This is a genomic window from Pseudescherichia sp. (assembly GCF_031987975.1).
Classification (GTDB): domain Bacteria; phylum Pseudomonadota; class Gammaproteobacteria; order Enterobacterales; family Enterobacteriaceae; genus Pseudescherichia.
Genome location: NZ_DALZYX010000001.1, coordinates 379,013 through 398,586, shown reverse-complemented (window position 1 = coordinate 398,586; position 19,574 = coordinate 379,013). Strand labels below are relative to the sequence as shown.

Here is a 19,574-nt window from a genome sequence, read left to right as displayed (position 1 = left end):
TAGAAAATGCGTGAATACATCATACAAATGTTTTTCAGGCACAAAAAAACCCGCCGAAGCGGGTTTTTGTCATACGTTACGATTAATGCTCGAACATCGCGGAGATGGATTCTTCGTTGCTGATACGACGAATCGCTTCGGCCAGCATGCCGGAGAGCGTCAGGGTACGCACGTTTGGCAGCGCTTTAATCTCAGGGGAGAGCGGGATGGTGTCGCAAACGACCACTTCATCAATCACGGAGTGGCGTAGGTTGTTCACCGCATTGCCAGAGAAGATCGGGTGGGTAGCGTAGGCAAATACACGCTTCGCGCCGCGCTCTTTAAGCGCCTCTGCCGCTTTGCACAGCGTACCGCCGGTATCAATCATGTCGTCAACCAGCACGCAGTCGCGGCCAGCAACGTCGCCGATGATGTGCATAACCTGAGAGACGTTAGCGCGCGGACGGCGCTTGTCGATGATCGCCATATCGGTATCGTTCAGCAGCTTAGCGATAGCACGCGCGCGAACCACACCGCCGATGTCCGGAGAGACAACGATCGGGTTATCGAGGTTCAGCTGCAGCATATCTTCAAGCAGGATGGGGCTACCAAATACGTTATCAACTGGGACGTCGAAGAAGCCCTGGATCTGTTCTGCGTGCAGGTCAACGGTCAGGACACGGTCAACGCCAACGCTGGAGAGGAAGTCGGCAACCACTTTTGCAGTAATGGGCACGCGCGCGGAGCGCACGCGGCGATCCTGGCGGGCATAGCCGAAGTAGGGGATCACGGCGGTGATACGGCCTGCGGAAGCACGACGCAGCGCATCAACCATGACAATTAACTCCATCAGGTTGTCGTTCGTTGGAGCACAAGTGGACTGGATGATGAAAATATCACCACCGCGTACATTTTCGTTAATTTGTACGCTGACTTCGCCGTCGCTAAAGCGACCTACGGCGGCGTCGCCGAGAGAAGTGTACAGGCGGTTGGCAATACGTTGTGCTAGTTCCGGGGTGGCGTTACCAGCAAAAAGCTTCATATCAGGCACGAGAAGAACCTCAGGCATGCGTCCAGTGGTGGATAGCGTCGCCGTAAACTGTGCGGGCCAGGCTACGCTATCCAGGCGATGTATTTAAAGAGCGCGATGCAACGTCTGGAACAGAGGTGACGTTGTCACCGAAACTCAGCTAACCCAGAATACCCATTAAAAAGTATTAAAGCTTGTCAGTGTTAAGCGCTTGCATAAGCGGTGAGACGTTTACGCCTCGCGCGACAAAACCCTGCAGCCATTCCGGGGCTTGCTCAAGCACCTGACGAGCGGAGGACTCTGAGTCAAATTCAGCAAAGACGCAGGCTCCTGTGCCAGTCAGGCGCGACGGCGCGTATTCTAACAGCCAGGAAAGCGCGGCATCAACCTCGCGAAAACGTTTTCTTGCGATAACCTCGCAATCGTTGCCGAATTCACAGTTCAGTAACGTATTAATTGGCCGTTTTGGCGTATTGCGAGGCAAATCAGGATCGTTAAAGATGGCCGGGGTTGAAATGTGTACGCCAGGGTGCGCCACCAGGTACCATTTTTCCGGCGGATCGACAGGCGTCAGCTCCTCGCCGACGCCCTCGGCAAAGGCTGCATGACCGTGGACAAAAACAGGTACGTCTGCGCCAAGGGTCAAGCCCAGCGCTGCCAGCGTCTCTGCCGATAGCCCGCAGTTCCAGAGATGGTTAAGGGCAACCAATACCGTCGCCGCGTTAGAGGAGCCGCCCCCCAGCCCGCCGCCCATCGGCAGACGTTTTTCAATGCGAATATCTGCGCCGCTACCCGCCGGCAGGGAGTCACGCTCCGCAGCCGCCTGCTGAAGCAGCCGTGCGGCGCGGACGATCAGATTATCGCTCTCGGCGACGCCCTCTACCGGCGTCAGCAGACGGATCTTACCGTCGCTGCGCGGCTCAATGCTGAGGGTATCGCCATAGTCGAGAAACTGAAACAGCGTCTGCAGGTCGTGGTAACCGTCGCTACGCTGGCCAGTAATATATAAAAAAAGATTAAGTTTTGCCGGGGAGGGCCACTGGGTCATCATTTTACAATCCAGTTATCCATCTTCAGTTTGATCCGCTGGCCGTCCTGATTGAGTTCCATGTTTGACGGCATCGCCGGCGTTGACTTCGCATCATAGCCGCCGTAGGTCACCTTCCAGGTCTTCCCGTTCTGGGTGTAGTTAAGCTCGCTCAGGCGGTACTGGCTGTCAAGCTTATAGTCGGTAGCGTCGCCGGGCAGGCCAAGGATCCACTGGCGCAGGCTGTTCAGCGGGATCGGCATCCCGGTCAGCTTGCCAATCATCTCTTCGGCGTCGGTGGCGGTATAGTGCTGGCCCTTATTATCAACCAGCTCTACGCTGCCCGGTTTAGCGTTCAGCTCCAGCTCGGTGCTGCCGAGGGGATTGGTCAGCAGCAGACGGTAGTTATCCTGGCCGGTCTGCTGCCAGAAGAAGCGGGCATACACTTTCTGGCTGTCGGAAAGATAAGCGAAGGCCCCGCGCGTCTGGTATTGGCTCAGGTTACGCACCTCCTGCTGATGCTGACGCCACTGCGGTGAGTCCGGGCTTTTTCCCGGTCCCTTCGGTGCATGGATAGAACAGGCGGTAAGTACCAGGCTTGCGAGAGGTAACAGGCGAATCAGGCGACGGTCCGGTAAAGTCATAATGATGACAAATCCTTGTGGTGCGTTACGGTTATAATCTTTAATGCTAGCGCTGAGCAGGAATACCGTCTACGTTCAAGTTGTCTTAAATCATGAAATTACCAATTACTCCAAAAGGGGGCTGTCTCTTTTATTGACCCGGCTCATCCTGTATGATGCGCTCAGACTAACCTTATCAACGCTGGTACTACTCCCGCTGACATGACTCTTTTAGCGCTCGGCATCAACCACAAAACGGCACCTGTCTCGCTGCGGGAACGCGTAACGTTCACGCCGGACACGCTCGACCAGGCTCTCGAGAGCCTGCTGGCGCAGCCCATGGTGCAGGGTGGGGTGGTGCTATCGACCTGTAACCGTACCGAGCTGTATCTGAGCGTCGAAGAGCAGGATAATCTGCAGGAAGCGCTTATCCGCTGGCTCTGCGACTACCATCACCTCAATGAAGACGAGCTGCGGAAAAGCCTTTACTGGCATCAGGATAACGACGCTGTCAGCCATCTGATGCGCGTTGCCAGCGGTCTCGATTCACTGGTATTAGGTGAGCCGCAGATTTTAGGCCAGGTGAAAAAAGCCTTCGCTGACTCCAGCCGGGGCCATATCAATGCCAGCGCGCTTGAACGCATGTTCCAGAAGTCTTTCTCCGTTGCCAAACGAGTCCGTACCGAAACGGATATCGGGGCCAGCGCCGTGTCGGTGGCCTTTGCCGCCTGTACTCTGGCGCGTCAGATCTTCGAGTCGCTCTCCAGCGTCACGGTACTTCTGGTGGGCGCGGGTGAAACCATCGAGCTGGTGGCCCGTCATCTGCGCGAGCACAAGGTGCAGAAGATGATCATCGCCAACCGCACCCGCGAGCGTGCCGAATTGTTGGCCGATGAGGTAGGCGCAGAGGTGATCTCGCTGAGCGACATCGATGCCCGCCTGCAGGACGCCGACATTATCATCAGCTCCACCGCCAGCCCGCTGCCGATCATCGGTAAAGGGATGGTTGAACGCGCGCTGAAGTCCCGCCGTAACCAGCCGATGCTGCTGGTAGACATTGCCGTGCCTCGCGACGTCGAGCCGGAGGTAGGCAAGCTGGCGAACGCCTATCTCTACAGCGTTGATGACTTGCAAAGTATTATTTCGCATAACCTGGCGCAGCGGAAAGCCGCCGCCGTGGAAGCGGAGACCATCGTTGCTCAGGAGAGCAGCGAGTTTATGGCCTGGCTGCGCGCCCAGAGCGCCAGCGAGACGATCCGTGAATTTCGCGGCCAGGCAGAGCAGGTGCGCGATGAACTCACCGCCAAGGCCCTTGCCGCGCTTGAGCAGGGCGGTGACGCCCAGGCCATTATGCAGGATCTGGCCCGTAAGCTCACCAACCGCCTGATCCACACGCCAACCAAATCACTTCAGCAGGCCGCCCGTGACGGGGACGACGAACGCCTGCATATTCTGCGCAACAGCCTCGGGCTGGAGTAGCACAACAACCTCTTATTACAGGGTGCATTTACGCCTATGAAGCCTTCTATTGTTGCCAAACTGGAAGCCCTGCACGAACGCCATGAAGAAGTTCAGGCGCTGCTCGGCGACGCGGGAACCATCGCAGACCAGGACCGCTTTCGCGCGCTGTCGCGTGAATATGCGCAATTAAGCGATGTTTCACGCTGCTTTACTGACTGGCGACAGATTCAGGAAGATATCGAAACCGCGCAGATGATGCTCGACGATCCCGAGATGCGCGAGATGGCGCAGGAAGAGCTGCGCGAGCTGAAAGAGAAGGGCGAGGAGCTTGAGGCGCACCTGCAGGTTCTGCTGCTGCCGAAGGATCCCGATGACGAACGCAACGCCTTCCTTGAGGTCCGCGCCGGAACCGGCGGTGACGAAGCCGCGCTCTTTGCCGGGGATCTGTTCCGCATGTACACCCGCTACGCCGAATCCCGTCGCTGGCGCGTGGAGATCATGAGCGCCAACGAAGGCGAGCATGGCGGCTTTAAAGAGGTGATCGCCAAGGTGAGCGGCGAGGGCGTTTACGGACGCCTGAAGTTTGAATCTGGCGGCCATCGCGTGCAGCGCGTCCCGGCCACTGAATCCCAGGGACGCATCCACACCTCCGCCTGTACCGTGGCGCTGATGCCGGAACTGCCGGAAGCCGAGCTGCCGGATATCAACCCGGCGGACCTGCGTATCGACACCTTCCGCTCCTCCGGTGCGGGCGGCCAGCACGTTAACACCACCGACTCGGCGATCCGTATTACCCACCTGCCTACCGGCATCGTGGTAGAGTGCCAGGACGAACGTTCCCAGCATAAAAACAAAGCCAAGGCGCTGGCGGTGCTCGGCTCGCGTATCCGTGCGGCAGAGATCGATAAGCGCCAGCAGGCGGAAGCGTCAACCCGCCGTAACCTGCTGGGCAGCGGCGATCGCAGCGATCGTAACCGGACCTATAACTTCCCACAGGGGCGCGTTACCGATCACCGTATCAACCTGACGCTTTACCGTCTGGATGAAGTAATGGAAGGCAAGCTCGATATGCTGATTGAGCCTATCGTGCAGGAGTACCAAGCCGATCAGCTGGCGGCGCTGGCCGAGCAGGAATAATGGATTATCAGCACTGGCTACGCCAGGCGGTAAGCCAGCTTGCGGCAAGCGAAAGCCCCCGCCGTGATGCGGAGATCCTGTTGGGGTTTGTCACCGGCAGGGCGCGTACCTATATTCTCGCCTTTGGTGAGACCGAGTTGCTGCCTGCCGAGCAGATGCAGCTTGAGTCGCTGCTGGCCCGTCGTCAGCACGGCGAGCCGGTGGCCCACCTGGTGGGTACGCGAGAGTTCTGGTCACTGCCGCTGTTTGTCTCGCCGGCCACGCTGATCCCCCGCCCGGATACCGAGTGCCTGGTTGAACAGGCGCTGGCCCGTCTGCCTGTTACGCCGTGCGAGATCCTCGATTTAGGTACCGGCACCGGCGCGATTGCGCTGGCGCTGGCCAGCGAGCGTCCTGACTGCCATATCACCGCCGTGGATGTCATGCCCGACGCCGTGGCCCTTGCCCGGCGTAACGCCGAGCACTTAGGTATCGCTAACGTCACGCTGCTGCAGAGTCATTGGTTCAGCGCGCTCGACAGCCAGCGTTTTGCCACCATCGTCAGTAATCCGCCCTATATCGACGAGCAGGATCCGCATCTTGCCGAGGGCGACGTGCGCTTTGAGCCGCGCAGCGCGCTGGTAGCCGCGGAGCAGGGGCTGGCGGATCTGGCGTGGATTATCGACCAGGCGCGCGCGTTTCTGCTGCCAGACGGCTGGCTGCTGCTGGAGCATGGCTGGCAGCAGGGCGAGCAGGTGCGGGCACTTTTTGCTAAAAATGGCTACCGGAACGTTGAAACCATGCGGGATTACGGCGGCAACGAGCGGCTGACCGCGGGCAGGTTATGCTGTTCGCATTCATAAGCAAGGCTGACTGAAGCGCCGTTTGGCGTTATCATCGACGTTGAATACCGTGACTGGGGTAAGTAATGAGGTCGTTAGCCGATTTCGAATTTAATAAAGCACCGTTATGCGACGGGATGATCCTCGTTTCACAACTTATCCGCGACGACTTTCCGTCGCAGTATGTCTGTGATGAACTGGAGAAGCTGGTTGCGCTGGCCCGGGAAGAGATAAGCCTGGCGCAATCGCAGGAAGTACAGCTGGAGAAGCTGATCGCACTCTTTTATGGCGACTGGGGTTTTCAGGATTCACAGGGCGTCTATCGCCTGTCGGATGCGCTATGGCTTGATAGCGTGTTGAAAAACCGCCAGGGCAGCGCCGTCTCTCTCGGGGCGATCCTGCTGTGGGTAGCTGAACAGCTGGATATCCCATTAACGCCGGTTATCTTTCCGACGCAGCTGATTCTGCGTGCCGAGTGGCTGGACGGCGAGATGTGGCTGATCAATCCGTTTAACGGCGACACGCTGGATGAGCACACCCTTGAAGTGTGGCTGAAGGGCAATATCAGCCCGACGGCGGAGCTGTTTAACGAGGATCTGGACGAGGCGGATAACGCTGAAGTGATCCGTAAGCTGCTCGACACGCTGAAGTCAGCGCTAATGGAAGAGCAGCAGATGGAGCTGGCGCTGCGGGCCAGCGAAGCGCTGTTACAGTTTAACCCGGAAGATCCCTATGAGATCCGCGATCGCGGGCTGATTTACGCCCAGCTCGATTGCGATCACGTCGCGCTACATGATTTAAGCTATTTTGTGGAGCAGTGTCCGGAAGATCCGATCAGCGAAATGATCCGCGCGCAGATCAACACGATTTCGCATCGGCAGATTACCCTGCATTAATCCGATGAGTTCCGATTCAAACCTGATAAGGCGATTCTATGAAACAAAAAGTGGTTAGCATTGGCGATATTAACGTGGCAAACGATCTGCCGTTCGTGCTGTTTGGCGGCATGAACGTGCTGGAGTCACGGGATCTCGCGATGCGCATTTGCGAGCACTACGTTACCGTGACCCAGAAGCTGGGCATTCCGTACGTGTTCAAGGCCTCTTTTGATAAAGCCAACCGCTCCTCTATTCACTCCTACCGTGGCCCAGGCCTGGAAGAGGGGATGAAAATTTTCCAGGAGCTGAAGCAGACTTTCGGCGTAAAAGTGATCACCGACGTGCATGAGTCTCACCAGGCGCAGCCGGTATCTGAAGTGGTGGATGTGATCCAGCTTCCGGCATTCCTTGCTCGCCAGACCGATCTGGTGGAAGCGATGGCGAAAACCGGGGCGGTGATTAACGTCAAGAAGCCCCAGTTTGTTAGCCCGGGGCAGATGGGCAACATCGTTGATAAATTCCGCGAAGGCGGCAACGAGAAGGTGATCCTCTGCGACCGTGGCGCAAACTTTGGTTACGACAATCTGGTTGTCGATATGCTGGGCTTCAGCGTGATGAAGAAGGTTTCCGGTAACTCTCCGGTGATCTTTGACGTGACCCACGCCCTGCAGTGCCGCGACCCGTTTGGTGAGGCTTCAAGTGGCCGTCGCGGTCAGGTGACCGAGCTGGCACGTGCCGGTATGGCAACCGGGCTGGCAGGCCTGTTCATCGAGGCGCACCCGGATCCGGCCCACGCCAAGTGCGACGGCCCGTCCGCGCTGCCGCTGGACAAGCTGGAGCCGTTCCTGAAGCAGATCAAAGCCATTGACGATCTGGTGAAGAGTTTCGACGAGCTGGACACCGAGAACTAATAAAAAAAACCCGCCTCGGCGGGTTTTTTTATGGTCGTTAACTCAGGCAAATATCGTCATCAGGTAGGCGGCAAACAGCGCCAGGTGTGCCGCACCGTTTAACACGTTGGTGCGCCCGGTAGAGAACGAAATCTGGCACAGCAGCAGCGAGGCCAGCATCACGATCATCTCCGGCCCACCAAGAGCGAACACAAGGTCGTTGCCGGTCGCCCAGGCAATCAGCGTTACCACCGGCACCGTCAGGGAGATCGTCGCCAGCACCGAGCCAAAGAAGAGGTTCATCGCGCGCTGGACCTGATTATTCAGCACCGCCTTCAGCGCCCCCAGCCCCTCAGGGGAGAGGATCAGCAGCGCCACCAGGAAGCCGGTAAAGGCCACCGGCGCGTTCATCTCCGTCAGCAGCGCTTCCAGCGGGTTAGCGTTCATCTTCGTCACGGCAATCACCGCCACCAGATGGACAATCAGCCATACCGCGTGCCAGACGCTGCTATGCGCCGACGGCTTGCCGTGGTGCGGATCGCTGTCGTCTCCCTCATCTTCATGCTCATAAACAAACAGGCTCTGATGAGTTTTGGTCTGGATCAGCAGGAACACGCCGTACATTGCCGCTGAAATTAGGGCAACCAGCAGCGCCTGGCCAGTGGAGAAATTGGCCCCCGGCAGCGCCATGGGGAAGACCAGCACAATCACCGCCAGCGGGAAGAGGGCGATCAAATACTGTTTGATACCGAACAGGTTCATATACTGGGTAGCAAATTTACGCCCGCCCAGCAGCAGTGAGAAACCTACCAGGCCGCCGGTGACAATCATAATGATGGAGTAGAGGGTGTCACGCATCAGCGTTGGCGCGGCGTCGCCTGTGGCCATCAGGGCTGAAATCAGGCTAACTTCAAGGATGACGACTGAGAGGCTTAAAATCAGCGAGCCGAAGGGTTCTCCTAGTCGGTGCGCCAATACGTCCGCGTGGCGGACTACGCTAAAGGCGCTGCTCAGGATCCCCACCAGCGCCAGCAGGTTGATCCCGATTATGGCTGGCAGCGACTGGGTTGACCCCCAGAAAAACAGCACTGCCAGCGCCAGTACCGGGAAAATGAGAGTAGTCTCCTTATGGCGGGTTTTTACCGCCTCATGCGTCGCTGTCATCGTCGATCTCCATATTGTGCTGTTGCTGATGAGTATAGTTAAGATTTTTCAGAGGATTAAAATAGCAGAATTGCAGCGACTTTAAGCTAATGTTTACCTTTTTTTACGGCGTTTATCTTTTTTAAGCGTATGAGGCCTGGATTTCGATGCTTTGTTTAAAATTAGTTTAATAAACAATTCATTGGAGTAAGGTAACAACAGATTATCTCCCTTAGTGGCGAGACGCGGCATTGTCATCCACACTTAAGGTTTGTTAGCCAAAAGGAGAGATTCCATGCCCTATAAAGCGAAAAGCGATCTGCCTGACAATGTCAAAAACGTGCTTCCTGCCCACGCTCAGGATATCTATAAAGAGGCCTTCAACAGTGCCTGGGACCAATACAAGGATAAAGACGACCGACGCGGAGACGATAGCCGGGAAGAGACCGCCCACAAGGTCGCCTGGGCGGCGGTGAAGCATGAGTACGAGAAGGGTGACGATGATAAATGGCATAAAAAGAAATAAGCCGCTGAAATAACTATCGTAAACGCCAGCTACCTCTTTTTTACGCTGCCGCATTCGTGCGGCATGGCGCGCCGTAGGCTTGCAAGCGGCCCGCGAATTGCATATCGTCTGCACAGGCTGCGCTTTTATTCAGCAGCGAAATACACGGAATGCAATATAACGGTCGCATGGAAGCACGCAGTGGTGGAGGTAGAAGGTGTTAACACGCGACTTTTTAATACAGGCGGACTGCAAAACCGCCTTTGGCGATATTGAAGCGGCGCTGCTCTGGTCTGCGGAACAGCGTGCCGCGTCGCTGGCGGCAACGCTGGCCTGCCGGCCTGACGGCGGTCCTGTCTGGATCTTCGGCTACGGATCGCTGATGTGGAACCCGGCGCTGGAGTTTAACGAATCCTGCACCGGTACGCTGGTGGGCTGGCATCGCGCCTTCTGCCTGCGTCTCACCGCCGGTCGCGGCACGGCCTGCCAGCCTGGACGGATGCTTGCCCTGAAAGAGGGCGGACGCACCACCGGCGTGGCGTATCGCCTGCCTGAAGAGACACTTGAGCAGGAGCTGACCCTGCTGTGGAAGCGGGAGATGATCACCGGCTGCTATCTGCCGACCTGGTGCAAGCTCGCCCTGGACGATGGCCGCACGGTAAACGCCCTGGTGTTCATTATGGACCCGCGCCATGCGCTCTATGAATCCGATACCCGCGCTCAGGTCATCGCCCCGTTGATCGCGGCGGCCAGCGGCCCGCTGGGCACCAACGCGCAGTATCTGTTCTCACTGGAGCAGGAGCTGATTAAGCTTGGCATGCATGACGACTGCCTGAACGATCTGGTCGGGAAAGTGCGAGGGCTACTCGGTGGAGAAGAACCGGGCCAGTCGATGCAGCCCGGTTTCGCCTGAGAAGAGATTAGGCAGCCACATAGCTGATGGAGTGCTCCAGCGACTGGCTGTGGCTGTCAATTAATACGTTCCAGGTGCCGCTATAGGGCACGGTCAGGTACGCGCTATTACGATCCTGTACGCTCAGAATATCGGTCTGGGCGTTCGCCGTATGGCTCTTCGCGCTCATCAAATGGATATGGCAGCTCTCTGAGCAGCGTACCACTACCGTATCCCCACCGAACAACGTCAAACTTGCTTTCACCAGCGCCATTTTATTTACCCCGTTAATGACTCAAAGCGCTCCCTGCCGGACAATTCCCGTGTGATTTTGTTCACACTTGCTCCCTGCATCACACCAAACGGGCGGGATAACGATGCTGATTTTGATCAAATAATGGCGTAACGATTAAACAAAAGTGACATTGTTCGTCGAAGCCGCTTCCCGACGCGCTAAATCGTTTCAAAAGCGCGCCGGGAGGGAATTAAATGCGGAAATGGCCTGCGGTTTCAGCCAGCTCTCCCGCCTGCGACTGAAGCGCCCCCGCAGCGGCGGCAGATTGCACCACCAGCTCGGCGTTCTGCTGCACCATCCGGTCAAGGTCAATCACCGCGTGGTTAATCTCCTGGATACCTTTCATCTGCTCGCTGGTGGCGACGGTAATCTCACGCATGATGACCGAGACGCTGTCGATGCTGGAGACGATGTCGGTCATGCTCTCCCCGGCCAGGCGTACGTAGCGCGACCCGGTGGCTACGCTCTCAGTGGTCGATTCGATCAGGGTTTTGATCTCCTTCGCCGCCTGGGCGCTGCGGCTGGCAAGGATGCGGACCTCCCCGGCGACCACTGCAAAGCCGCGTCCCTGCTCACCAGCACGGGCGGCCTCTACGGCGGCGTTCAGCGCCAGGATGTTGGTCTGGAAAGCGATCCCGTCAATCACGCTGGTGATATCACCGATTTTGGCCGACGCCTCTTCAATGGCCTGCATGGTTGAGATTGCCTGCGACACCACGCTGCCGCCGCGGGATGCGGCTTCAGAGGCGGTGTGCGCCTGGCTGTTTGCCTGGGCTGCGGAGTCGGTTGACTGGGCCACCGAGGCGGTGATCTGCTCTACGGCGCTGGCGGTTTCCCGCAGGCTGGAGGCCGCCTGCTCGGTACGCCCGGAGAGATCCTGGTTACCGGCAGCGATCTCCTGCGCCGCATGCTGCACCGAGGTGCTGGAGTCCCGCAGCTTCACCATTACCACCGCCAGCTTATCGCTGAAGATGTTAAAGGCGTGGGCGATCTGTGCCACCTCATCGTTGCCGCTCTCCGGCAGGCGCTGGGAGAGATCGTCCGTGCCGTTGCCAATGGCGTGCATCGCATCGCGAATAACCACCAGGCGTTTCAGCATTGTCGTCACCAGCCAGAGCATCACCGCCACGCCAGTCAGTACCAGCACAATCAGTGACAGCGCCGAGGCCTTCAGCAGAGCGCGCATGCCGCTGGTGGCGTCGTGGGTATCCAGCGCCACCACCAGCAGCCAGCTGGTTCCTTTTACGGGTTTCGCGATCAGCGCCTTCTGCGTACCGTCAAACATACCTGTCACCGGGCTGCCCGTCTGTAACTCGCTGAAGTTAGCCTCAGGGATCGCCTCAGCAAACGGCTTCAGGGTCAGGTCGGCATTGCTGGCGGCTATCACCGTGCCGTCGCTGCCGATCAGCAGGCCGCTACTCTGCGGCGTCGGCTGAATGGTGCGCACGTTTGCCACCACGCTGTCCATCGCCACGTCACCTGCCACTACCGCGCTAAGCATGCCGTTCTCCTTCACCGGCACGGCAAAAGTCACCACCAGCTTGCCGGAAGCAGCATCTACGTAGGGGGCAGTGACGATCGGCGCGTCAGCGTTAGCCGCCTGCTGATACCAGGGGCGAATGGTCGGGTCGTAGTCGGCAGGGATGCCGTTAGAGTCCGAGAACTTCGCCGTTTTGCTGGCATAGCCGACATAGACATTAATAAAGCCACCCGCTTGGGCGATCTGGGCGAAAGTCGGGACCGGATCCGCCGTCAGCGCGGCGTTTTGCAGCGAGGCGATCATCGTCATCTTGCTGTTCACCCAGTCGGCAATCGCGCCGCTGTGGCTGGTGCTGGTACTGGAGAGAATATCCCGCTGGGCCTGCTGATTATCCTGGCGTGTCACCTGGTAGTTGATCACGGTGTTGATCAGTAAGGCGATAGCCAGACAGCCTGCGGTGGCTGCGGTAATGCGTGCGCGAATGGACCTGAACATAATCGTTATACCTGCTGTGTTGTTTAAAAGCCTATCGGCAACGCAGCAGGTAAACTTGATGTGCGGAAACAAACTATAAGAAAAATATATTTAAGTTAGGGGATTATTAGAAAGTTAATACTTTATCTGCCGCCAGCGTCCACTTCGCCAGCTCAACGAGGGTACCAATCTCAACGCCGTCGATAAGCGGCAGTTCAGTGATGCCGCGCCCGTCAGTGCAGGTTTTACACAGCTTCACCGCCACGTTTTGCGCGGTCAGGATCTCCAGCATCTGCTGAATATTGTAGCCCTCGGCGGGCTTCTGCCCGCGTAGCCCAGCGGTGACCGCATCCGACATGAGAAACAGGCGCAGATCCAGCTCTTCCGCCTGCTCGCGCAGGGCAATTGCCAGGCGCAGGCTGTTAAACAGGGACTCGCTGCCATAGGCTGCACCGTTGGCGACAATCACTATCTTTTGCATTTTCCTTCCTTATTAACGCTACTGCCCGAAGCGTCCAATCAGGCCGGTGGCGGCCAGCGCTTTACCTTTCAGCTTCTCTAACAGCGCTTCACGGGTCAGGCCAGCGGGAAGATCCGGTGCCTGGCTAGTAGCGATAAGCGTAAAGGTATAGTGATGCGCGCCGCTGCCGGGCGGCGGGCAGGGACCGTGCCAGCGATCGGTGCCGGGGCTATTTTTACCGCCGGTAAACATTTTACCATCGCGCAGGGCGTTGGCCGGGAAACCGGTGGCGGACGGGGCAATATTGTACGCCACCAGGTGCGTCACGCCGAGACCTTTTGCTCCCTCCGGATCGTGAACAATCAGGGCAAAGCTTTTAGTCTCTTCCGGCGGATTGCTCCAGATAAGCGCCGGCGACTGGTTTTCACCGGTGCAGTTGGGGTTGTCCTTAGCGTTACCAGCAAACTTCTTCTCCAGCAGGCCGTTATCGGCAAAAGCCGGGGATTGCAACATAAACAGTTCGCTAGCCTGCGAAGCTGCACCATAAAACATTATTGAACTCAACAGGATCCATCGCCACCCTTTGCTCATAGTTACCACTCGTCATACCTTGCAATAAATTGATGCATTAAGAGATAAATTAACTGTAGACCTGACGAGACGGGAGTAGTTAAGGTTTTTCCTGAAATTTTGCTTAAGACTGAAAAGAGTTGTGAAAATCGATAAAATAACGCTTTGATTACTCACCAGACCGGAGGCGCTCCCGCTGAATTTACGCCCTGACGCGTTGTTAAAAACCCCGCTTTTTCTACTCTTGCTGCTGGCAGGAGGCATTAACAATGCCCGCGCCATCTCACAGCAGCCACACAACCCTTTCGATAACGACAGCCTGCCCGATCTGGGGATGACCTCCACCGGCGACGCCCGGGTTAAGAGCGTGGCCGAGATGGCGAAAGCCTTTGGCGAGGCCAGCCAGACCGATAACGGCCTCACCGCCGGGCAGCAGGCGCGCCAGTTCGCCTTTGGTCAGATCCGCGATGCCGTCAGCGAAGACGTGAATGAGCAGCTTGAGTCGTGGCTTTCACCCTGGGGAAACGCCAGCGTTAACGTGCTGGTCAACGATGAGGGGCGCTTTACCGGCAGCCAGGGGAGCTGGTTTATCCCCTGGCAGGATAACAGCCGCTATCTGAGCTGGAGCCAGCTGGGCCTGACCCAGCAGGATGAAGGGCTGGTAAGCAACGCCGGTATTGGCCAGCGCTGGGTCGCCGGGCACTGGCTGCTGGGCTATAACACCTTCTACGATAACCTGCTGGATGAGAATTTACAGCGGGCCGGACTGGGGGCCGAAGCCTGGGGCGAATACCTGCGCTTCTCGGCTAACTATTATCAGCCCCTTTCAGGCTGGGACTATTCCGGCGCGGCGGTTCAGCAGCGGCTGGCACGGGGCTATGACGTCACCGCCCAGGCGCGGCTGCCGTTCTATGAACACATTAATACCAGTCTGAGTCTGGAGCAGTACTTTGGCGATAATGTCGATCTCTTCGACTCCGGCTCGGGTTACCACAATCCTGTGGCGGTGAACGTTGGCCTCAACTATACCCCGGTGCCGCTGGTCACCGTCACCGCCCAGCATAAGCAGGGTGAGAGCGGAGAGAGTCAGAACAACCTTGGCCTCAATCTGAACTACCGCTTCGGCGTGCCGCTCAAAAAGCAGCTTACCGCCAGCGAGGTGGCGGAGAGCCGATCCCTGCGCGGTAGTCGCTATGACAGCCCGACGCGCAATAATCTGCCAGTGGTGGAATATCGCCAGCGGAAAACCCTGTCGGTGTTTCTGGCTACGCCGCCGTGGGATCTCAACCCCGGCGAGACGGTACAGATGGTGGTGCAGGTGCGCAGCCGCTACGGTATTCGTTCTATTACCTGGCAAGGGGACACGCAGGCGCTGAGCCTGACCCCGCCGGTTAATGCCCAGAGCAGCGAGGGGTGGAGCATCATTATGCCCGCCTGGGACAGCCGGGAGGGAGCCAACAATACGTGGCGTCTGTCGGTAACGGTGGAGGATGAGAAGGGGCAGCGCGTCTCTTCCAATGAGATCGCGCTCACGCTGGCCGAGCCGCTGGTAAGCGTGCAGAATACTGTCCCACGCTGGCCGCAGCTGCCGGAAAGCTGATTAGAAAATACGCTCCTGATGCACCCAGACTGCCGCCTCGACGCGGGATTTGAGCTTCATCTTCTTCAGCATATGCTTAACGTGCACCTTCACCGTGCTCTCGGTGATGTCCAGACGACGGGCGATCATCTTGTTGGGCAGGCCCTGGGCAATCAACTTCAGAATATCGCGCTCGCGCGGCGTCAGCTGAGTCACGTCCCGATCGGAGGTGGCGCGGTTGGCGCGCAGGCTGGCGGCCAGAACCGGGGTCAGCGCTTCGCTCAGCACCATCTCACCCGCAGCGGCCTGCTGTAACGCCTTCAGCAGATCCTCTGGCTCCATATCCTTCAGCAGGTAGCCATCCGCACCGCGCTTGAGGGCGGTGACCACGTCCTCTTCATGATTCGAGACGCTGAAAACCACTACGCGCCCGGAGAGCGTCTTCTCCCGCAGCTTGTCCAGCGTCTCGAGGCCGTTCATGCCGGGCATATTCAAATCGAGCAGGATCAGGTCGGGATCCAGCGTCTCCGCCAGCTCGATACCCTGTTCCCCGTTGCTGGCTTCGCCAATCACGCGGATATCGCTCGCCATGCTGATAAGTTGCCTGACGCCGGTGCGCAGCATCGGATGATCGTCAATCAGCAGAATGGTGGCGGGATCCTGATTATTCATATTTATCTCCTTGTACGGATGAGAGAAGCTTTTCGGGTATAAATGTCACCACCACCTCGGTGCCGCCGGACTCCCGCCGCCGGACCTGACAATCTCCGCGCAGGCTCTGGGCGCGATCGCGCATGATAATTAATCCGTAGTGGTTGGTGCGTTCGGCGCTGTCCGGCACGCCGCAGCCGTTATCGGTAATGCTGACCTTTACCTGCCGCCCCTGCTGAACCGCCGTGACGATCACCTCGCTGGCGCCGGAGTGCTTGAGGGCATTGCTTAACGCCTCGCGGGCGATCTGCAACAGGTGGATGGCCTGATGGGAAGGCACAAAGCGCGGCGGCAGCTGGTAGTCCAGCTTAACCGGGAAGCCAAAGTGGGCGCTATACTCCTGGCAGCTCGCCTCCAGCGCCGGGCGCAGGCCCGGCTCGTTGAGCTGCAAACGGAACGTGGTTAGCAGCTCGCGCAGCTGGGCCCAGGAGGTATTCAGCTCGTTGCGGATCTGCCCCAGAAGCTGCTGGCTGGAGTCGGGCAGGCTCTCACCCTGCATCTGTAGACAGCTGACCTGCATCTTCATACAGGAGAGGGACTGGGCGATAGAGTCATGCAGCTCGCGGGCGATGGTGGCGCGCTCCTCCATCACCATCAGCTGCTGCTGGCGCTCCTGGTGACGATCCAGCGCCAGGGTGGCGGTAAGCTGCTCCACCAGGGTATCCACCAGCTGCTGCTGATCGTGGCTCAGGTGCCGTCCCGCCGGCAGGGTTGCCAGCAGCAGACCGTACTGCATATGATTATCCGCCAGCCGCCACTTCAGGGTTGTGCCGCCGCCGCCCGTGGGCAGGATCCCGCGCGGGCAGAGGTGGCAGCCGATATCATCGCAGGTCATGTCCGGCTGACAGGTAAACTCCTGGCGATTCTCTTCATCTTCCACATCGTAAACACGCAGCTCAATATCGTGCAGCAGGGTGAGATTTTGCAGGCCATTAAGCACCGGCGAGAGACGTTCACACAGCGGAACCTGCATGTGCAGGCGGCGGTTGGCCTGCCAGAGAAAGGAGAGGATCTCGTTTTTTTGTTCCAGCCCGGCAGTCTTCTCTTTGACTCGCTGCTCCAGCACTGCATAGCTTTGGGCCAGCTCGCTGGACATATTGTTGAGCGCCATCCCGAGCTTTGCCATCTCGTTACGTCCGCTGATATGCGCCCGCTGGGTAAAGTCGCGATGGCTCACGGCCTGGGCCATGCTGAGCAGCTGCCGCCAGGGCTGAAGCAGACGCGCCCGCAGCCAGATCACGGTAAAGACCAGCAGCAGGGCCATAAACAGGGCCATGCCGCGCTGGAGCAGCAGAACGCGATCGATCCGCTGTTCAGTGCGGCGATCGAAGCTGCTCACCAGCCGATCGATACGGTTAACAAAGGTAGCAACCTCACCCGATACCGCCGCTGCGTCCTGAGCCTGCACGAGGCCAGGTGCAAGATTTCGTTGCCAGTAACGCTGTAGCGACTGCAGCTGGGGCAGCTGGCCGTCACGCAGCGCGGCCTGGGTCAGCTCGGGACTGAAGGCCGTGCGCGTCATCTCATCGATCAGCGGCTGGTCGGCTTCCGTAAGCGGCATGGCCGCCAGCAGGCGATAGCTCTGCATACGCAGCGAGCCGGCTTTATTAATAGCGTGGGCGCTGCCCTGGACCCCCTGTACCAGCCAGCCAGAGATGGCCATCCCGGTTACGCCGATGGCGGTAGAGAGCAGAACGATCAGCGCCAGTTGATTGACCAGCGTCAGCGGTGAAAAGAGGCGTTTCAGCATAAACGGCAAGACTCCTGACCCGGCAAATCACCGGGGGTGGGACTATTTTCGGCTATACCCTGGAGTATACCCATACCCCAAAAGAGTTACTCCTTTATTGTCGGCCCCGGCATGGGTTGAAGAGTCGCTACCTGCAAACGCCTCACCGACGTGAAAAACCACAGCTTTTCTGTCAGTTTCAGCTGCTCATTTAGGGGTAGGACGATTTTAGCACGGCTAAAATGGCGGCTTTTCCTTTGATTTATATCAACTTAAGCGCTGGCGTAAACCCTATGGTGGCAGGGGTTAAATCCCTAATCAGAGGTGTCTATGAGTCACTCTTCCATACCTGAAAGGACCACCGGAGCCGTCATTACCGACTGGCGACCGGAAGATCCTGCTTTCTGGCAGCAGCGTGGCCAGGCCGTGGCGAGCCGCAACCTGTGGATCTCCGTGCCCTGTTTGCTGCTGGCGTTTTGCGTCTGGATGCTATTTAGCGCCGTGGCGGTTAATCTTAACAAGGTAGGTTTTAATTTTACGACCGATCAGCTCTTTATGCTGACTGCGCTACCCTCCGTCTCCGGCGCGCTGCTGCGGGTGCCATACTCGTTTATGGTGCCGATCTTCGGAGGTCGCCGCTGGACCGCGTTCAGCACCGGGATCATGATTGTTCCCTGCGTCTGGCTGGGCTTTGCCGTGCAGAATACCAGTACGCCGTTTAGCACCTTTATCCTCATCTCCCTGCTCTGCGGTTTTGCCGGGGCCAACTTCGCCTCCAGCATGGCCAACATCAGCTTCTTCTTTCCCAAGCAGAAGCAGGGTAGTGCCCTGGGGATCAACGGCGGGTTGGGTAACCTCGGGGTGAGCGTGATGCAGCTGCTGGCCCCGCTGGCGATCACCTTCTCGCTGTTTGCCTTTTTTGGCGCGACCGGCGTTCAGCAGGAGGATGGCTCCATGCTCTACCTGGAGAACGCCGCCTGGATCTGGGTGCCATTCCTGATTGTCTTTACCCTCGCGGCCTGGTTTGGCATGAACGAGCTGGCGACCTCTAAAGCCTCGCTGCGCTCGCAGCTGCCGGTGCTTAAGCGCGCGCACCTGTGGATCCTGGGCTTTCTCTATCTGGCTACCTTTGGTTCGTTTATTGGCTTTTCAGCAGGCTTTGCGATGCTGTCCAAAACCCAGTTTCCTGAGGTCAACGTGCTGCACTTTGCCTTCTTCGGACCGCTGGTGGGCGCGCTGGCTCGTTCGGCGGGTGGGGCGCTCTCTGACCGGCTGGGTGGCGTTCGCGTAACGCTGTTGAACTTTGTGGCGATGGCAATCTTTAGCGCGCTGCTGTTCCTGACTCTGCCGTCAGCAGGAAGCGAGGGGAACTTTAGCGCCTTTTTCGCCGTCTTCCTGATGCTGTTCCTTACTGCCGGGCTGGGCAGCGGCTCCAGCTTCCAGATGATCTCGGTGATCTTCCGCAAGATGACGATGGAGCGGGTGAAGGCGAAGGGCGGCAGCGAGGAGCAGGCCCTGCGTGAGGCGGCGACCGATACGGCCGCGGCGCTCGGGTTCATTTCGGCCATCGGCGCGATTGGCGGCTTCTTTATCCCCAAGGCTTTCGGCACCTCGCTGGCGCTGACCGGCTCCCCGGCCGGAGCAATGAAAGTCTTCCTCGTGTTCTACATCGCCTGCGTGTTTATCACCTGGGTGGTTTATGGACGTAAATCTAAAACTAAATAATGCACTGTTGATTATCCTTGCGCGGCGCAACGCCGCGCTTTTTTTAGTGCTTAATTAGTTACAACATTCTAAAGTGTGGCGATGTTGTCTGCTGCTTTAGCCGCAGCGCGAGTATCGCTATGCAGAATATCTACCCCTTAATACTCCTGTGCCGGAAATAGTACT

The 19,574-nt window shown here is 58.1% G+C and carries 19 protein-coding genes; 9 read left to right on the top strand and 10 right to left on the bottom strand.

What is annotated here, in order from left to right; all coding sequences use genetic code 11:
• Nucleotides 1–82: 82 nt before the first annotated feature.
• The 3 genes from prs to lolB all read right to left on the bottom strand — a co-directional run bounded on the left by prs (nt 83) and on the right by lolB (nt 2,680).
• Nucleotides 83–1,030 carry a ribose-phosphate diphosphokinase gene (gene prs / locus RTN40_RS01945; protein WP_312209439.1) on the bottom strand — a complete coding sequence of 316 codons (948 nt, stop codon included), beginning with the start codon at nt 1,028–1,030 and terminating at the stop codon, nt 83–85.
• A gap of 166 nt (nt 1,031–1,196) precedes the next feature.
• Entirely contained in the window at nt 1,197–2,057 is an 861-nt protein-coding gene (gene ispE, locus RTN40_RS01940) for a 4-(cytidine 5'-diphospho)-2-C-methyl-D-erythritol kinase (protein ID WP_312227201.1), read from the bottom strand.
• Nucleotides 2,057–2,680 (bottom strand): lipoprotein insertase outer membrane protein LolB, encoded by a 624-nt coding sequence (gene lolB, locus RTN40_RS01935; protein WP_312226964.1) that lies wholly within the window; start codon nt 2,678–2,680, stop codon nt 2,057–2,059. The genes ispE and lolB overlap by 1 nt, the downstream gene beginning before the upstream one ends.
• Nucleotides 2,681–2,881: 201 nt before the next feature.
• On the opposite strand from lolB, the gene hemA reads away from it, so the two are divergent.
• The 5 genes from hemA (at nt 2,882) to kdsA (ending at nt 7,867) form a co-directional block, all read left to right on the top strand.
• Nucleotides 2,882–4,138: a glutamyl-tRNA reductase gene (gene hemA, locus RTN40_RS01930; protein WP_312226963.1), complete on the top strand. Its 1,257-nt coding sequence runs from the start codon at nt 2,882–2,884 to the stop codon at nt 4,136–4,138.
• A gap of 36 nt (nt 4,139–4,174) precedes the next feature.
• Nucleotides 4,175–5,257: a peptide chain release factor 1 gene (gene prfA, locus RTN40_RS01925; protein ID WP_312226962.1), complete on the top strand. Its 1,083-nt coding sequence runs from the start codon at nt 4,175–4,177 to the stop codon at nt 5,255–5,257.
• Complete coding sequence (gene prmC, locus RTN40_RS01920; protein WP_312226961.1) at nt 5,257–6,099, top strand: peptide chain release factor N(5)-glutamine methyltransferase; 843 nt, start codon at nt 5,257–5,259, stop codon at nt 6,097–6,099. Before prfA ends, prmC begins: the two co-directional genes overlap by 1 nt.
• Nucleotides 6,100–6,164: 65 nt before the next feature.
• Nucleotides 6,165–6,974 (top strand): invasion regulator SirB1, encoded by an 810-nt coding sequence (gene sirB1, locus RTN40_RS01915; RefSeq protein WP_312226960.1) that lies wholly within the window; start codon nt 6,165–6,167, stop codon nt 6,972–6,974.
• A 38-nt stretch (nt 6,975–7,012) separates the two neighbouring features.
• Nucleotides 7,013–7,867 (top strand): 3-deoxy-8-phosphooctulonate synthase, encoded by an 855-nt coding sequence (gene kdsA / locus RTN40_RS01910; RefSeq protein WP_103819983.1) that lies wholly within the window; start codon nt 7,013–7,015, stop codon nt 7,865–7,867.
• A gap of 42 nt (nt 7,868–7,909) precedes the next feature.
• On the opposite strand, the gene chaA is transcribed toward kdsA, so the two are convergent.
• The gene (gene chaA / locus RTN40_RS01905; protein ID WP_312226959.1) at nt 7,910–9,010 is read right to left on the bottom strand and encodes a sodium-potassium/proton antiporter ChaA; all 1,101 of its coding nucleotides are present in this window, start codon (nt 9,008–9,010) and stop codon (nt 7,910–7,912) included.
• Nucleotides 9,011–9,284: 274 nt separating this feature from the next.
• Here chaA and chaB point away from each other — a divergent pair, with 274 nt between their 5' ends.
• Nucleotides 9,285–9,515 (top strand): putative cation transport regulator ChaB, encoded by a 231-nt coding sequence (chaB, locus tag RTN40_RS01900; RefSeq protein ID WP_312226958.1) that lies wholly within the window; start codon nt 9,285–9,287, stop codon nt 9,513–9,515.
• Between the two features lie 196 nt (nt 9,516–9,711).
• Entirely contained in the window at nt 9,712–10,407 is a 696-nt protein-coding gene (locus RTN40_RS01895) for a gamma-glutamylcyclotransferase (protein WP_312226957.1), read from the top strand.
• A 7-nt stretch (nt 10,408–10,414) separates the two neighbouring features.
• Here RTN40_RS01895 and RTN40_RS01890 read toward each other — a convergent pair whose 3' ends face one another.
• The 4 genes from RTN40_RS01890 to RTN40_RS01875 all read right to left on the bottom strand — a co-directional run bounded on the left by RTN40_RS01890 (nt 10,415) and on the right by RTN40_RS01875 (nt 13,647).
• A complete protein-coding gene (locus tag RTN40_RS01890; RefSeq protein ID WP_312210108.1) occupies nt 10,415–10,660 on the bottom strand; it encodes a DUF1883 domain-containing protein in 246 nt (81 codons plus the stop codon).
• Between the two features lie 211 nt (nt 10,661–10,871).
• Nucleotides 10,872–12,656: a methyl-accepting chemotaxis protein gene (locus RTN40_RS01885; RefSeq protein WP_312226956.1), complete on the bottom strand. Its 1,785-nt coding sequence runs from the start codon at nt 12,654–12,656 to the stop codon at nt 10,872–10,874.
• Nucleotides 12,657–12,762: 106 nt separating this feature from the next.
• Nucleotides 12,763–13,116: a DsrE/DsrF/TusD sulfur relay family protein gene (locus RTN40_RS01880; RefSeq protein ID WP_312226955.1), complete on the bottom strand. Its 354-nt coding sequence runs from the start codon at nt 13,114–13,116 to the stop codon at nt 12,763–12,765.
• Between the two features lie 18 nt (nt 13,117–13,134).
• Nucleotides 13,135–13,647, bottom strand: coding sequence for a YbhB/YbcL family Raf kinase inhibitor-like protein (locus tag RTN40_RS01875; protein ID WP_312226954.1), 513 nt, complete (start codon nt 13,645–13,647; stop codon nt 13,135–13,137).
• 235 nt (nt 13,648–13,882) lie between these two features.
• Here RTN40_RS01875 and RTN40_RS01870 point away from each other — a divergent pair, with 235 nt between their 5' ends.
• A complete protein-coding gene (locus RTN40_RS01870) occupies nt 13,883–15,265 on the top strand; it encodes a YchO/YchP family invasin (RefSeq protein ID WP_409418494.1) in 1,383 nt (460 codons plus the stop codon).
• On the opposite strand, the gene narL is transcribed toward RTN40_RS01870, so the two are convergent.
• Both narL and narX read right to left on the bottom strand, forming a co-directional pair.
• Complete coding sequence (gene narL, locus RTN40_RS01865) at nt 15,266–15,916, bottom strand: two-component system response regulator NarL (RefSeq protein ID WP_312226952.1); 651 nt, start codon at nt 15,914–15,916, stop codon at nt 15,266–15,268. It lies immediately after the preceding gene.
• Nucleotides 15,909–17,705, bottom strand: a complete 1,797-nt coding sequence (gene narX, locus RTN40_RS01860; protein ID WP_312226951.1) for a nitrate/nitrite two-component system sensor histidine kinase NarX — start codon at nt 17,703–17,705, stop codon at nt 15,909–15,911. The genes narL and narX overlap by 8 nt, the downstream gene beginning before the upstream one ends.
• Nucleotides 17,706–18,014: 309 nt before the next feature.
• Between narX and RTN40_RS01855 the strand changes: the two genes are divergently transcribed.
• Nucleotides 18,015–19,409 (top strand): NarK family nitrate/nitrite MFS transporter, encoded by a 1,395-nt coding sequence (locus RTN40_RS01855; RefSeq protein WP_312226950.1) that lies wholly within the window; start codon nt 18,015–18,017, stop codon nt 19,407–19,409.
• Nucleotides 19,410–19,574: the final 165 nt, after the last annotated feature.

What these genes read in the sequence shown, in the direction of transcription:
- ispE (WP_312227201.1), bottom strand. Translation starts at nt 2,057, where the DNA reads ATGACCCAGTGGCCCTCCCCGGCAAAACTTAATCTTTTTTTATATATT.
- lolB (WP_312226964.1), bottom strand. Translation starts at nt 2,680, where the DNA reads ATGACTTTACCGGACCGTCGCCTGATTCGCCTGTTACCTCTCGCAAGC.
- hemA (WP_312226963.1), top strand. Translation starts at nt 2,882, where the DNA reads ATGACTCTTTTAGCGCTCGGCATCAACCACAAAACGGCACCTGTCTCG.
- prfA (WP_312226962.1), top strand. Translation starts at nt 4,175, where the DNA reads ATGAAGCCTTCTATTGTTGCCAAACTGGAAGCCCTGCACGAACGCCAT.
- prmC (WP_312226961.1), top strand. Translation starts at nt 5,257, where the DNA reads ATGGATTATCAGCACTGGCTACGCCAGGCGGTAAGCCAGCTTGCGGCA.
- sirB1 (WP_312226960.1), top strand. Translation starts at nt 6,165, where the DNA reads ATGAGGTCGTTAGCCGATTTCGAATTTAATAAAGCACCGTTATGCGAC.
- kdsA (WP_103819983.1), top strand. Translation starts at nt 7,013, where the DNA reads ATGAAACAAAAAGTGGTTAGCATTGGCGATATTAACGTGGCAAACGAT.
- chaA (WP_312226959.1), bottom strand. Translation starts at nt 9,010, where the DNA reads ATGACAGCGACGCATGAGGCGGTAAAAACCCGCCATAAGGAGACTACT.
- chaB (WP_312226958.1), top strand. Translation starts at nt 9,285, where the DNA reads ATGCCCTATAAAGCGAAAAGCGATCTGCCTGACAATGTCAAAAACGTG.
- RTN40_RS01890 (WP_312210108.1), bottom strand. Translation starts at nt 10,660, where the DNA reads ATGGCGCTGGTGAAAGCAAGTTTGACGTTGTTCGGTGGGGATACGGTA.
- RTN40_RS01885 (WP_312226956.1), bottom strand. Translation starts at nt 12,656, where the DNA reads ATGTTCAGGTCCATTCGCGCACGCATTACCGCAGCCACCGCAGGCTGT.
- RTN40_RS01880 (WP_312226955.1), bottom strand. Translation starts at nt 13,116, where the DNA reads ATGCAAAAGATAGTGATTGTCGCCAACGGTGCAGCCTATGGCAGCGAG.
- RTN40_RS01875 (WP_312226954.1), bottom strand. Translation starts at nt 13,647, where the DNA reads ATGTTTTATGGTGCAGCTTCGCAGGCTAGCGAACTGTTTATGTTGCAA.
- narL (WP_312226952.1), bottom strand. Translation starts at nt 15,916, where the DNA reads ATGAATAATCAGGATCCCGCCACCATTCTGCTGATTGACGATCATCCG.
- narX (WP_312226951.1), bottom strand. Translation starts at nt 17,705, where the DNA reads ATGCTGAAACGCCTCTTTTCACCGCTGACGCTGGTCAATCAACTGGCG.
- RTN40_RS01855 (WP_312226950.1), top strand. Translation starts at nt 18,015, where the DNA reads ATGAGTCACTCTTCCATACCTGAAAGGACCACCGGAGCCGTCATTACC.